Raw genomic sequence first — 11874 nt, 5'->3', positions numbered from 1 at the left:
AAATCTTACAGCTGAAATTCATATCAATATCTGACTGCCAAAGACTATATGTTAAAAAACATACAGGATATTGACATTTCATACCACAAAAGTTAACAAATCACGACATTTTCTTAGACACATGCCCTGTTCTGCCAACCCGTAGACATTATATCATTTTCAACCGCTGATCCTGTTTGAAAGCTACGCTCAGGATGCCTCTTTCAGAAGAACAGGCTCCTTTCCAACCCATTTCGCTGGAAACAGACGGTTCACTGCTTTATTTAAAGCTGTCGCTGCAAAACCTGGTAAAGCGATCCCTAAAGGATTTTTTTCCTGTAAGGCAGCAGATGAAATGACACGAGTACCCATGACATAGTCAAACCATGGTTTTGTCACACACCAGTTTGCATCCTGATTTGAGTTCATATGATGATCATAATGCCATGGAATTTTTTTCATTGCCCATTCTGGTTCCAGGTGAGCACGGCGGTGAATGTAATAATAATTGCAGGCACTGTAGACCGCGGCTGCTGCCATTCCTTTTGAAAAAGGGTAAAACACAAGACTTGCAGCACTTGCAACGACAGCCAGGGAAACGATCTCATTTTTTGTACGCCAGTTGGAAATCCCTTCCACATAACCGTGGTCACTGAAATCCGTCTTTCTGACTTCACGGTGATGTTCCCAGTGGGATTTCATACTGTCTGGCACTGGGCTGTAACGGGATTGTCCCGGGCGATGTGTACCATGTAAAATATATTTATGTGCAACCCACTCGAAGCCGTTTGCAACGACCAGGCCAGCAAGGAAACCTTTCCACATATGTTATTCCTCCATTTCTTTTATTTAAATATAATGGTGGTATAAAGGTAAATATTGACGACAACTCTGCAATTCATTGACAAATTGCGACAACAAAAAAACAGATCAATATGCAAAAATTAAAGGACTACACAGGATCAGTTTACGGGGGACTTGGGCATTTACTGTATGCCTACTGTCAACAGAAAGGGATTCCTGTTTCAATAAAACTTCAGCAGGTTCAGAACCTTGAACGCTTTGACTTCAGTCTGTGGCGAAGTCTGCTGACCGATATGAATCAGCAGCTGCACACCCCTGCCCTCGGTCTGGAAATTGCTGAATATGTCGAACCCAAACATCTGGGTATCATTGCCTATATTGCACTGTCCTGTGAAAGCCTCGGTGAAGCCCTCTACCGCTATCATGACTTTCACCGCCTGGTTTATGACGGTACGACATTACAGGTGGAAATGCTCGAAGATCTGATTGCGATCCGCTGGGGCGAACTGCCTATTCACCTGACCACCCAGACCACTGATGAAATTGCCATTGCGCTGATGCTCCAGTTTCTGAAGCATTATATGGAATTTGATGATATTCACCTGCATGAAGTACATTTCCGTCATCCTGCACCTAAAAATCAAGGGCTGTATGAGCAGTACTTCCGATGCAAAGTCCGTTTTTCACAACCCTATGCACAGGTACTGTTGCCTGTTTCAGAACTGTCCAAACCGATCCGTCAGGGTGATCAGACCTTACAGCATCTGCTGATGCAACAGGCTCAGGCTCTGCTGGATAAGCTGCCCAATTCCACACAGATTGATCAGCGGTTACAGCAGGCTATTTTACTGGGTTTACAGAAGCATCAGTTTCAGATTGAACATATTGCCACCCAGCTGAATCTTTCAGTACGCCAACTGCAAAGGCATCTACAGCAGCAGGGCTCAACCTATCAGCAGCGTATGCAGGAAATCCGCTTCCTGCTGGCCAGACAATACTTACAGAATCCCCATTTAAGTCTGCACGAAATTGCTTTATTGCTTGGCTACTCAGAACAGAGTGCTTTCCAGCGCGCATTTAAACAATGGGCAAATCTGACCCCTCAACAGTGGAGGCTGCACAATCCTGAATGATTCACTGTCATGAAGGTGTCATGTCTGTTCATCATGTTTAGGTTGAGATTCTTCAGAATCTCCTTTAAAGATAATTTAAAGATAAAGAGTGATCTTCATCATTAAAACAAAGTAACACAATAACAAATGGAGCAAACGATGAATAAATATTTAGCAGAACTGATCGGTACTTTCTGGCTGGTCTTTGGTGGTTGCGGCAGTGCCGTACTTGCCGCAGCATTCCCTGAACTTGGCATTGGCTTTGCAGGTGTAGCCCTGGCATTCGGTCTGACCGTCCTGACAGGTGCGTATGCGCTGGGTCATATCTCAGGTGGACACTTCAACCCGGCGGTCAGCATCGGGTTGTGGGTCGGTGGACGTTTCGATGCCAAAGACCTGGCACCCTATATCATCGTACAGGTGATTGGTGCAGCACTGGCAGCATTTGTACTGTATCTGATTGTTCAGGGACAAAGTGGTTTTGCAGGTACTGGCGGTTTTGCAAGCAATGGTTTTGGTGAATTATCTCCTGGTAAATACTCCCTGACTTCTGCCCTGGTCATTGAAATTGTACTGACTGCTGTTTTCCTGATTGTGATTATGGGGGCTACAGATAAACGCGCACCTGCCGATTTTGCCCCGATTGCCATTGGTCTGGCATTGACCTTGATTCACCTGATCAGTATTCCTGTCACCAATACCTCAGTTAACCCTGCACGAAGCACAGGTGTCGCATTCTTTGCTGAAACAGCTGCTTTAAGTCAGTTATGGTTATTCTGGGTTGCACCGATTATTGGTGCAGTCATTGGTGCAATCATCTACAAAGTTGTCGGTGGTGAGCAGCAGGACTGATTTCTGTCTGAATAAAAAAACCTGCATCAGCAGGTTTTTTTATTTTCTGTTTTTAAAGAAACGGGTTTTCAATCTCGCCCTCTGCCCTGGTTTCCAGCGCTTCCGGTAAATCTGTCTGTTGCTCCAGTGCTGCAACAATGTCATTCAGATAAGTCTGTAAGGCTTTAGCTGCCTGAAGTCCAGCCTGATCTTTTGTAATCTGTAAATTTCCATAAATACTGACACAGTCTTCTGCATTTTCCAGGGTCAGATCATGAATGGCATGTGATTCATTGCCATGAATAAACGGTTTAAACATTCACTGATACTCACATCTTTTTGTTATATGAAGCATTATCCTAACTCAGCTGTTCTTATTTCAACAGCTGTAAAATGTACTGCAATAATGCCTCAACCAGCTGTTTCACAATCGCATCCTGTGCAGCTGAATCAATCGGTGCTGAAGTGGATGAAGCCGTCACAGATGACGATCTGAACTCCTTCTGTACTGCTTTCAACTGCTCCGCACTGATGTCTTCTGCACACTGGCTCTCGGCATCCCAGTGCGAATACACCAGAGGTTTAGCCGCTTTCACTGCATTTGCAGTCAATGGCAGCTTATAGGTATTTCGCTTCTGCTCTTCCGTCAGTTGTGGAAACAGATTGATGCCCAACTGTTCTTCAAGATAACAGACACTGACAATGCTGACCTGCTGAGAATTATCATTCGGTGCATAATAAGCTCCTATCGCGCCGGTTTTAGGCAGATACACCGCTTTATATACCGCTGTTGGAACAATCACCCCCTGACCAATGGTTTTCAGCTTTCTGCCTGAAAAAACCGGTCCAGTGACCACGTAAATATCCTGCTTTTGCTTCGTCACCAAAGCACGGGTGGCTTCTTCCAGTTCACGCCACACCTGCTGGTTATTCTTGGGTGCCTGCGGAACCATATTGGCAAGAGAAAAACTGTCATACTGTGCTTCAGTAACAGGCATGTCTGCATTGGGCGCCATATGTCCACGGTCATAGCCTGACCCACGGTAGTCCGACAACAGTGCCCTGTGCTCGGCACGGACTCTTTTTTCCTCATGAAAACTGTCTTCACGTGGAATTTTTTTGCTCAGACGTTCAGGTGTTAATGCTTCGGCTACCCAGAGCGGTGTTTTGGACACGCCCGAATACATGACATTAAAACCATTGAAACACAGCGGATATGCATTTTTCTGCAGACTGGTTTTGTGCAGATATGGAGGTACATCCCGATAGAACTGATCCATACAGGCAGAATTTGAAGCAGAAGGCATAATGGCAGCCAGCTGGCTGATTTTTTCCTGCCCAAATGCAATTGCAAAGCTGCTTGCAGCAACCATCCCCAGAACAATTTTAACCAGTGTGTTATTCAGAAAAACTTTCCCAAATCCACCTGTAGAACCACGACTTTTTTTGCGAGCCATTCCAACACAACAGACATTCAGTAAAACGGGCTGAGTCTGCAAGTCTGCATTTATCAACCCTGAAAACTTTCAGATCATCCCCGCAAACGCTTTATAATAAGCTCTGCGAATCCGTATCTGAAAAGGAATGAATGATTATGGCATGCCTGTTCAGCAGACTCGACCATAGAACGACATAATCTGTCGTTTATTCAGGCACTATGATCAATAAAGCGACATTCACTCCGATCCATCTGAAAAACAGACTCTATCCAATCTGCATCAATAAAAAAACCAGGTCCGAAGACCTGGTTTTTTATATCGAACTGAGATCAGATCTCGATCTGACTGCCCAGCTCAACCACCCTGTTCGGGGGAATCTGATAGAAGTCACTGACAGGACTGGTATTTCGCTGCATGGAAATAAACAGTTTTTCCCGCCACGGCGACATGCCGTCACCAACCGTATGAATCAGTCGATCCCGTGAAATAAAAAAGCTGATATGCATCATGTCATACGGAATATCCAGCTGTGCATAAGCCAGTTCCAGTGCGACAGGAATATTGGGCTGATCCTTAAATCCGTAATAGATAAATATCCGCTGAAATTTATCATCCAGCACTTCCACCCTGACCCGTTCCTGATCAGAAACATAAGGAACATCGCGGGTAATAACCGTCACCAGAATATTACGTTCATGCAGCACCCGATTGTGCTTGATATTGTGCAGCATCGCATGAGGAACAATCTCTGGATTACCTGTGAGGAATACAGCCTCACCAGGAACAAAGATGGTTTCAGAACTCATGCTGACACTTTTAATGAACAGATCCAATGATAAGGAGTCTTTGGATAAACGGTTATAAACAATTTCCCGCCCATCTTTCCATGTCATTAAAATCGTAAATGCAATTGCACCGATCAGAATTGGCACCCATCCCCCTGAAACAATTTTCAGCGACGTTGATGCAATAAAAATCAGATCAATCACCAGGAATGGAATAACAAACAGCGCCAGTTTCCATTTTGGCCAGCGCCAGAAACCATAAGCCAGCACTGCAATTAAAATCGTATCGCACAGCATGGTCATCGTGACCGCAACACCATAGGCACTTGCCAGATTGGCACTGTTCTGGAAAATCAGAATCAGCAGCAGAATGGAGATATACAGTACCCAGTTAATAAACGGCAGATAAATCTGTCCCTGCTCCACATCTGAAGTGTGCTGAACACTTAAACGTGGCAGATAACGCAGCTGGATTGCCTGATTTGCCATGGAAAACACACCTGTGATCACTGCCTGTGAGGCAATCACGGCAGCCGCAGTCGCGAGCCCAATCATTGGATAAAGCGCCCATTCCGGTACCAACAGATAAAATGGGTTTTCGAGGGCACTTGCATCACGCAGTAACAGGGCACCCTGCCCTGCATAGTTCAGCAGCAGACAGGGCAACACAATAATGAACCACGCCATTTTAATCGGCATACGTCCAAAATGCCCCATATCTGCATACAGTGCCTCACCGCCCGTCATGGTCAGAATCACAGCACCCATGGTCAGGAAGGCAACATAAGGCTGCTGCACAACGAAACTGATTGCCCAGTAAGGATTCAGCATGGAAAGGACATAAGGGGTCTGGATAATACTGTGCAGACCAATCAGACCAATTGAAATAAACCACGCCAGGGTAATTGGACCAAAAAATTTCCCCATCGTCCCCGTACCGTGACGCTGTACCAGAAACAGTCCAGTCAGAATACCAATTGCCAGTGGCATCAGCCACTGATTGAACATTGGCGTTGCAATGCTTAAGCCTTCAATGGCAGACATGACTGAAATCGCCGGAGTAATAATGCCGTCACCAAAAAACAGTGAAGCACCGATGAAACCCAGCGCAATCAGATAAATTTTTTTATTATCGGCAATCCGTGTTGTCCGCAGGTTTAATGCCAGCAGTGACATAATACCGCCTTCACCATTGTTGTCTGCTTTCATGATGACACTGACGTATTTAAAGCTGATGGTCAGCATCATGCACCAGACAATCAGGGACAGAATCCCCAACACTGACGCTTCTGTAATGGCAAGATGTGCTGTCAGAAAACATTGACGAAGCGCATACAGCGGACTGGTCCCAATGTCTCCAAATACAACCCCTAGAGCTGCCAGGGTAATGACCGGCAGGGCTGCTTTTTTTGCAGTACTTTGCATATTTTGTCTTCGTTTTAGACACTGATTTTTCGCAATCATATCACTGAGAAAAAAGTTTTGCTCTAAATCTATGGTTTCTTCTTGGCAGAATGTTTTTTTTTGGGTATCATGCCCAGCGCATGGTGAGGTGTCCGAGTGGCTGAAGGAGCACGCCTGGAAAGTGTGTATACGTTTGCGCGTATCGAGGGTTCGAATCCCTCTCTCACCGCCAAATTGGAAAGAATTGCAATCCAAAGCAGAGATGAAAGGCTTGAATCTACAATGGTTTAAGCCTTTTTTATTGCCTACGCAATTACAGGCAATCTGTTGCAATCTTGCTATAGCTGGGGGTATAAATGGGGGTATAAATTTATCTCTTAAATATTTATACCCCCAAATTAATGAGGAAATCTCTCATTAATACCTAGTTTGGGGATTATTTGGGGGTATAAATTGATTTTTGCCCTATTTATACCCCCAAAAGGTGCAGACATGCTTACAGATGCTAAGGTTAGAAAGATAAAGCCATTAGAAAAAAGGGCTAAATATGCCGATGAAAAAGGTATGTATCTTGAGGTTCTGCCTACTGGTGGCATGTACTGGCGTTTAAAATTTAGGATTAATGGCAAAGAGAGTGTATTCAGTATTGGTATTTATCCCGATATTTCACTTGCGAATGCCCGAATTGAAAGGGATAAGGCCAAGCTACTTATTCAGCAAGGCATTAACCCAAATGAAGCCAAGAAAAGGCAACAACAAGAAATAGACCAAGATAACCTTTTTAAAACACTTGCCCTTGAATGGATGGAAAACCGCAAGGACATGATCAAAGAAGGAACTTATCAACGTGACCTTACCGTTTTTGAAAAAGATATTTTTCCTTTCTTAGGGAAACTGCCTATTGATCAAATCAAAGGTAAGGATGTCCTAGATTGCGCTAAACGAATTGAAGATCGAGGCGCACAGGAAATGGCTAAGCGCTCAATCCCTTTGGTTGGTCGTGTATTCCGTTTTGCTATTCGTAAGGGACTTATTGAGAATGACCCTACTCCACACTTGGGCGAAGCCTTAAAACCAAGAAAAGTCAAAAATATGGCAAGGCTTGATATTTCCGAGTTTCCACCTTTCTTGCTCCGTATGGATAAATATCACGGCAGTTTTTTAGTTAAAACCGCTTTGCAGTTTATGACCTTAACTTTTGTAAGGACAGGCGAGTTGATCAACATGGAATGGAGTGAAATAGATTTTGATGCAAAAGAATGGCGTATTCCTGCCTATAAAATGAAAATGGCATTGCCTCATATTGTGCCTTTATCAACCCAGGCCATTGCACTATTAAAGGAACTCGAACCTTTAACAGGTCATAAACAGTACGTTTTTTATAACCATAGTACGGCGAAAACGATTAGTAATAATGCTTTACTCAGTGCGATTAGAACAATGGGTTATATGGGGAAAATGACAGGTCATGGATTTAGGGGCCTGGCATCTACGACCTTACACGAGCGAGGTTATATGCATGATGCTATCGAAGTGCAACTTGCACATAAAACAGGTAATGCCGTATCACAGGCTTATAACCATGCCCAACACTTACAGTACAGAACTAAGATGATGCAAGAATGGGCGGACTTTATAGATAGCCTTAGAAATAATGTCGTCCCCTTTCCAAAAAATAAACGTGCATAAATAAAGCGATAATTTAAGACTTTCAGAAACAATCCATTACGTGCAATTACCCCACTATCTGATATATTTTAATCACTAAGCCTAGAGTAGCTCTCGAAAAGTCGGACACCCAATCCGGCCGGCTTAGCCTTTTCTATTTTGGGTATGCTGTGGGAGGCATTATATGTACAGCACTAGTTTTAGTGATTGTTCACAATACTTAGATCATGCCGAATGGTTGAGGCTAACAGATGTATTAAATGACTGGTGTAAGCAAGATCAGTCATGCAAAGAAATTAAAAAATTAGCCATTTTAGGTGCATGTGAAAAGCAAGAAATAGAATATACAAGAAATGATGGGAAGTCTTTTGATGACCCTGTTATGGAGTTATACGGCAGAGGACTGCTATTAATCAATAAACGCTCATTTAATCGGTGGAAATCCAAGTTTGAAAATAAAGAGCAAATTTTTAATAAAAAAAATCAAAATAGTATTTCCCTTGCAGATTTCTTAAAGAATGCAGATGCCGAATACATAAGTATCAGTGAAGCTATAGATTCTATTCATCATCACTTAGGCTCAAATCAGGATATATCTAAAGCTGTTCAGCTACTAAACCTAGCTATCGGCAAGGCAGATGAACCACCAAGTATTTATAAAAATGATGACTTTAAAAGCTGGATGCCTGTCATTTTGAAGAATCAATACAATGGTGACTTTATGGAAGCACCCAATCCTAGTGACCAAGCAAAATTAGAGATAATCCATTACTTAGTTAATAAGATAATGAAAAAACGAAAAACTGAGGAGCTGGATGATGACTTACCGTTCTAATCCTTTTGACAAACAAGATTACAGTAAATTTGCTTTCAAAAAATCTGAATTATTAGAAATTTTACGGGCAATTGATAGTAGTTTTAGTTTTGATTCACCTACTTGTAATAATCAAAAAAGTGAACAGTTATCAAGTTATTCTAATTCCCAGTATGACTATAAATTTTATTTATTCAAAAAACCATTACTAACATTTCATGAAGCGGCTTGCATCATGACAGGATATGACCCTCAATATGTGGATCAATGCCAAAATGACACGAATTTTAGACAAAATTTTTCTGATTACTTGGGAGCTTATGATTATATAAACGCTTGCATTGATGCCCAAATGTTAAGCTATGATAACGACAGTAATCGACTATATAGCAATGAATTTCAACAATTCTTAGCAAATCAAAATATAGAAATTAAGGGATTTAATGAAAAAGAGTATATTGATTATTTAGCTCAAAAATCACTAAAAGAACAAAAAGAATTTAACAGTCAAATACCTTCAGCACAGACTATAGAAGCTGAAATTTTTTCGACAGACAATAGAGTTTTAGAACTTGAAAAGTCTATTAATAAATTAAAAGTAGAATTGCAGGAAAAGGATGATGAAATTGAACAATTAAAAAATGATATTCAGAAAAAAAATAGAAGTGTTTTTGAAATCAGTCCTGAACAAATATATACAACGCCAGCACTTGAAGCAGTAAAGGCAGTAGTAAATCATTGGTGGAAAGATTTTGATCCCGATAGCAACCAGCCACAATCTATACCACAGCAAAAACATATAAAAACATGGATTGCAGAGAATCACCCTGAAATGGACAGTGATTATATACAAACAGCAATAGATAAAATTTGCCGTCACCCCACTGCTAAAAATGGAGGAAATAGGAAATTTAACTTCTAAATCCACTAAAACCCATCACCCCAATAAAACAATAAAAATCAAAATTTTATTTTGGGTTGATGGCAGGTTTTTCACATTAACATTACCCCTTTAATAATTCCTTACCCCAACATTTATTTGCTTTGATTCACCCATCAAGCCGATGCAACTACTTGCAAAGGCTTTCTATTTCAATCTATGAATAGGATGGGTGTATATGTCATCTCTCAATCAAGAACAGTTTTTACGCATCAAAGACCTTGCCAATTATCCTGAAAAGCAGGCGACCATCCACACTTATAAAAGTGGTATCAACAAAGGCAAAACCAAGAATATTAATGCTCGCCCTGCCTCAAAAGGCTTGATCGGTGTATCTGATAAAACAATCTGGCAATGGGTGAAGCGTGGCGAGTTCCCTGCACCTATAAAGCTATCCGACAGCATAACTGTATGGCGTTTATCTGATGTTAAGGCATGGATGCAGTCCAAAGGATTGGAGGCATAAGCATGAACCATCAAACCCAAGTTTTAGACCATCTCAAGCAAGGCAAGACGCTTTCACAGGCTGAGGCTATTCATTATTTTGATTGTTACCGCCTCAGTGCTGTCATTCAGCGTTTACGCAATCTAGGTCATAACATTGTGACCCACCAAGAACCGAACCTAAACAACAAAGGCACTCACGCACGTTATGAGTTAAAAGAGGTGCAGGCATGAATCCATCTATTTTTAATTTCAATGAACACGGCGTTCGAGTTGTCCTAGATGAGAATCAAGAACCGTGGTTTTGTTTAACTGATGTATGTAAGGTTTTAGACATTTCAAGATCATCGGACTTATTACAGATTCAAAGGGGGTACGTTAAAAACGAAACCCCTAAGCGAAATGGCGCATTAGATCCAAAGGGTATGGCGGATTACCACACCCCTACAAATGGCGGTATTCAAAAACTCAAATTTATTAATGAGCCGAATTTATATCGAGTTATCTTCCGATCTAATAAAAAGGAAGCGCTGAACTTTCAAGATTGGGTATTTGCAGAAGTATTACCGACTATCCGAAAGACTGGAAGTTATTCAGCACGGCAGACCGCTTATGAAGAATTAAACCGCCTATGTATGCAGGAAAAGGTATCTAAGGACAAAGGCACATTTCACAGTTTAGGTATGCACCGCCGTAAACATGAAAAGCATTTAAACGCCGTCCGAATTGAAACATGCAAAGCCAATTTACAGCTTACTTTCGAGGGGGTACACAGTGAATAACCATGTAAACCCTGAGTTTTTCAAAGCCTTTGACCACTACAAAGCAATGCTTAAACAGTACGGTGAAGGACATCCAATTACTGAACAGGCATTCATGCTCACACTGCATTACACGCCTGAACATATCAAAGCGGAAATGGATGCCAAAGCTAAAGAACTGAACCTACTGCCACCAGTAAGCGGATATACCGATGAGGGTGAACCAATGTATAGCCTAGAGGATATTGCCAAGCATTTTGGAATCAGTTTTGAAGAAGCTGAACAACAGTTATTGCAGATGATAGATAACCGCCAACAGGTTGGGCTATCCAATGATGGGGTTTTAATTAATCCTAATTTTAAGCTTAACCGTGTGCAGTGAGGGCTATAACATGCTGTTTTCAAAGGTCAATCCAAACTTGGATTTATGCTTAAAACTCGCTTTAGTTTGGGCGGTTGCTATTTTTCTTGTTGCAAGTTGTGGGCGTTCTGCTTATGCTGTAGACCTCTCAAAAAACGTAAGCGTCACCCCACAGCGTCATTGTGGTTTTATTGTGCCTAAATTCTGCATAGGCCCTCAATTTATGCACGAAATATATGGTCCAAGCACTACAGCCGTGCATTCAAGGCTGCAATCCCTCTATGAGGGGATGACACGACAAAATAAGTCAGCAATGGCGAATATGTCGGGCGGTACTTACGTTCCGAGAGTGAATCCCCTCACCATAATTTCTCAAGTTATGGCGAATCTCAAAGCTCAAAAACGTAAGGAGGCAATCATGCCTAATATCCATCAAATTACACGAAAACGTATTCAATCTGCCGACTTTGCACATAAGCCAAGCCTAAGCAAACGCATTTCTTCAATGCTTAAAAAAGTATGGGGAGTGTAA

14 protein-coding genes and 1 tRNA gene are annotated in these 11874 nt (G+C 42.0%); 11 read left to right on the top strand and 4 right to left on the bottom strand.

What is annotated here, in order from left to right:
- Positions 1-189 precede the first annotated feature (189 nt).
- Positions 190-804: a sterol desaturase family protein gene (locus CDG61_RS01575; protein WP_087512081.1), complete on the bottom strand. Its 615-nt coding sequence runs from the start codon at positions 802-804 to the stop codon at positions 190-192.
- Positions 805-914: 110 nt separating this feature from the next.
- On the opposite strand from CDG61_RS01575, the gene CDG61_RS01570 reads away from it, so the two are divergent.
- Both CDG61_RS01570 and aqpZ read left to right on the top strand, forming a co-directional pair.
- A complete protein-coding gene (locus CDG61_RS01570) occupies positions 915-1916 on the top strand; it encodes an AraC family transcriptional regulator (RefSeq protein WP_087549806.1) in 1002 nt (333 codons plus the stop codon).
- 138 nt (positions 1917-2054) lie between these two features.
- Positions 2055-2747 carry an aquaporin Z gene (gene aqpZ / locus CDG61_RS01565; protein WP_087549805.1) on the top strand — a complete coding sequence of 231 codons (693 nt, stop codon included), beginning with the start codon at positions 2055-2057 and terminating at the stop codon, positions 2745-2747.
- Positions 2748-2799: 52 nt separating this feature from the next.
- Here the strand turns inward: aqpZ and CDG61_RS01560 are convergent, their stop codons facing one another.
- From CDG61_RS01560 to CDG61_RS01550, 3 genes are all read right to left on the bottom strand, one after another.
- Positions 2800-3045, bottom strand: a complete 246-nt coding sequence (locus tag CDG61_RS01560) for a hypothetical protein (protein ID WP_087549804.1) — start codon at positions 3043-3045, stop codon at positions 2800-2802.
- Between the two features lie 55 nt (positions 3046-3100).
- A complete protein-coding gene (locus tag CDG61_RS01555) occupies positions 3101-4183 on the bottom strand; it encodes a DNA/RNA non-specific endonuclease (RefSeq protein ID WP_087549803.1) in 1083 nt (360 codons plus the stop codon).
- Between the two features lie 311 nt (positions 4184-4494).
- The gene (locus tag CDG61_RS01550) at positions 4495-6375 is read right to left on the bottom strand and encodes a potassium transporter Kup (protein WP_087512077.1); all 1881 of its coding nucleotides are present in this window, start codon (positions 6373-6375) and stop codon (positions 4495-4497) included.
- 121 nt (positions 6376-6496) lie between these two features.
- Here CDG61_RS01550 and CDG61_RS01545 point away from each other — a divergent pair.
- From CDG61_RS01545 to CDG61_RS01505, 9 genes are all read left to right on the top strand, one after another.
- Positions 6497-6586: transfer RNA gene (locus CDG61_RS01545), tRNA-Ser, on the top strand.
- Between the two features lie 260 nt (positions 6587-6846).
- The gene (locus tag CDG61_RS01540) at positions 6847-8043 is read left to right on the top strand and encodes a tyrosine-type recombinase/integrase (RefSeq protein ID WP_087550012.1); all 1197 of its coding nucleotides are present in this window, start codon (positions 6847-6849) and stop codon (positions 8041-8043) included.
- Positions 8044-8206: 163 nt separating this feature from the next.
- The gene (locus CDG61_RS01535) at positions 8207-8857 is read left to right on the top strand and encodes a hypothetical protein (RefSeq protein ID WP_087549802.1); all 651 of its coding nucleotides are present in this window, start codon (positions 8207-8209) and stop codon (positions 8855-8857) included.
- The gene (locus CDG61_RS17560) at positions 8838-9758 is read left to right on the top strand and encodes a coiled-coil domain-containing protein (protein WP_205671795.1); all 921 of its coding nucleotides are present in this window, start codon (positions 8838-8840) and stop codon (positions 9756-9758) included. The genes CDG61_RS01535 and CDG61_RS17560 overlap by 20 nt, the downstream gene beginning before the upstream one ends.
- A 196-nt stretch (positions 9759-9954) precedes the next feature.
- On the top strand, positions 9955-10242 hold the full coding sequence (locus CDG61_RS01525) for a helix-turn-helix transcriptional regulator (protein WP_087549801.1): 288 nt from the start codon (positions 9955-9957) through the stop codon (positions 10240-10242).
- A 2-nt stretch (positions 10243-10244) separates the two neighbouring features.
- Positions 10245-10454 carry a helix-turn-helix domain-containing protein gene (locus tag CDG61_RS01520; RefSeq protein WP_087549800.1) on the top strand — a complete coding sequence of 70 codons (210 nt, stop codon included), beginning with the start codon at positions 10245-10247 and terminating at the stop codon, positions 10452-10454.
- Entirely contained in the window at positions 10451-11002 is a 552-nt protein-coding gene (locus tag CDG61_RS01515; RefSeq protein ID WP_087549799.1) for a Bro-N domain-containing protein, read from the top strand. Before CDG61_RS01520 ends, CDG61_RS01515 begins: the two co-directional genes overlap by 4 nt.
- Positions 10995-11363 (top strand): hypothetical protein, encoded by a 369-nt coding sequence (locus CDG61_RS01510; protein ID WP_087549798.1) that lies wholly within the window; start codon positions 10995-10997, stop codon positions 11361-11363. Before CDG61_RS01515 ends, CDG61_RS01510 begins: the two co-directional genes overlap by 8 nt.
- A 10-nt stretch (positions 11364-11373) precedes the next feature.
- The gene (locus CDG61_RS01505; RefSeq protein ID WP_228199648.1) at positions 11374-11874 is read left to right on the top strand and encodes a hypothetical protein; all 501 of its coding nucleotides are present in this window, start codon (positions 11374-11376) and stop codon (positions 11872-11874) included.

This window comes from Acinetobacter sp. WCHAc010052 (assembly GCF_002165295.2).
Classification (GTDB): domain Bacteria; phylum Pseudomonadota; class Gammaproteobacteria; order Pseudomonadales; family Moraxellaceae; genus Acinetobacter; species Acinetobacter chinensis.
This window is presented reverse-complemented; position numbering and strand designations above follow the sequence as displayed.

What these genes read in the sequence shown, in the direction of transcription:
- CDG61_RS01570 (WP_087549806.1), top strand. Translation starts at nt 915, where the DNA reads ATGCAAAAATTAAAGGACTACACAGGATCAGTTTACGGGGGACTTGGG.
- CDG61_RS01540 (WP_087550012.1), top strand. Translation starts at nt 6,847, where the DNA reads ATGCTTACAGATGCTAAGGTTAGAAAGATAAAGCCATTAGAAAAAAGG.
- CDG61_RS01535 (WP_087549802.1), top strand. Translation starts at nt 8,207, where the DNA reads ATGTACAGCACTAGTTTTAGTGATTGTTCACAATACTTAGATCATGCC.
- CDG61_RS01555 (WP_087549803.1), bottom strand. Translation starts at nt 4,183, where the DNA reads ATGGCTCGCAAAAAAAGTCGTGGTTCTACAGGTGGATTTGGGAAAGTT.
- CDG61_RS01520 (WP_087549800.1), top strand. Translation starts at nt 10,245, where the DNA reads ATGAACCATCAAACCCAAGTTTTAGACCATCTCAAGCAAGGCAAGACG.
- CDG61_RS17560 (WP_205671795.1), top strand. Translation starts at nt 8,838, where the DNA reads ATGATGACTTACCGTTCTAATCCTTTTGACAAACAAGATTACAGTAAA.
- CDG61_RS01515 (WP_087549799.1), top strand. Translation starts at nt 10,451, where the DNA reads ATGAATCCATCTATTTTTAATTTCAATGAACACGGCGTTCGAGTTGTC.
- CDG61_RS01560 (WP_087549804.1), bottom strand. Translation starts at nt 3,045, where the DNA reads ATGTTTAAACCGTTTATTCATGGCAATGAATCACATGCCATTCATGAT.
- CDG61_RS01550 (WP_087512077.1), bottom strand. Translation starts at nt 6,375, where the DNA reads ATGCAAAGTACTGCAAAAAAAGCAGCCCTGCCGGTCATTACCCTGGCA.
- CDG61_RS01505 (WP_228199648.1), top strand. Translation starts at nt 11,374, where the DNA reads ATGCTGTTTTCAAAGGTCAATCCAAACTTGGATTTATGCTTAAAACTC.
- CDG61_RS01525 (WP_087549801.1), top strand. Translation starts at nt 9,955, where the DNA reads ATGTCATCTCTCAATCAAGAACAGTTTTTACGCATCAAAGACCTTGCC.
- CDG61_RS01575 (WP_087512081.1), bottom strand. Translation starts at nt 804, where the DNA reads ATGTGGAAAGGTTTCCTTGCTGGCCTGGTCGTTGCAAACGGCTTCGAG.
- aqpZ (WP_087549805.1), top strand. Translation starts at nt 2,055, where the DNA reads ATGAATAAATATTTAGCAGAACTGATCGGTACTTTCTGGCTGGTCTTT.